Origin of the sequence: Chromohalobacter sp. 11-W (genome assembly GCF_029889905.1) — a bacterium.
Lineage (GTDB): Bacteria > Pseudomonadota > Gammaproteobacteria > Pseudomonadales > Halomonadaceae > Chromohalobacter.
Map to the genome: position 1 here is coordinate 1 of NZ_JARANZ010000030.1, position 912 is coordinate 912.

Annotated in this window: 1 protein-coding gene; it reads left to right on the top strand. The window is 52.7% G+C overall.

Translation table 11 applies throughout. The annotated features are described in order from the left end of the window. Positions 1-912: hypothetical protein (locus OP494_RS17190; protein WP_280542782.1), on the top strand; the 912-nt coding region annotated here is incomplete at both ends.

The following is a 912-nucleotide window of genomic DNA, read 5'->3' on the forward strand; positions in this document are numbered from 1 at the left end:
GTCGTCGAGGTGACGACAGAGTCTGTCTACCGAAGCGGTATTGCCGAGAATGAGTCGATGATGCTGAACGTACCGGAAAAACGGCTTCGTGAAGCGAGACAAAAAGTGGATAACGGAACGGCTTCGGAAGCGGATCGCAAGACCATTTCGAATATGGAGGCGCTGCTGGAGGAGTCCAAAGCGACGAATCAGCGCCAATATCTCAGTTCGGATACGATTCGAGCTCGAAGCCAGCGTGCCTGGAAGGAAACCCGCAACGACGTCTGGTTTGGAGTCTATGAAGACGATGATGAATACTTGCGAATGTCCGATGAAGAAATTGAGCAGGACTTCAAGGAGACCGTCTCCAAGGTATTAAAAGATGATCAGGACAAAGTGCACACGCCGATTTCGGAAGACCATGCGATATGGCTTGGGTCGGACGCGTTGAAACGCTGCTTTGAATGCGACTACCGGACCGACGATCTCGATTCCGGCACGCATTACGTCCATCACTTTATTGAGTGTCTTCATGATGCCGCCGACCGGGCAGAATGCGAGAGCGTAATCCATGAATGGGTAGAGCAACCTGATCTGGAAGACACTTCTAACCTGCTCATGCGCAGTTTGGTCTGGAACCAGCAGACGCATGCGGATGTCGTGAGCGATTTGACGGATACGCAGATTACGGAAAGCAATGTGCAGACGGTTCTGGATAAGATGAACAGTGCCTGGGCAGCTAGTCGAAAGCACATGTTCAATCAGGAAGCCTCTGAAGACGCCGCCAAAAATGTTTTCTCTCAGTTGCTCTACCAGACTGGCGCGCCAGTGGCCAAATTTCTCTCTCGCCAGCTCGACTCGGCCGCGATGAACCTCTATGTCGCCGCGTCGATGTTGGCCACCGAACGGCTGATGTTACAACGGCCCCTGGCT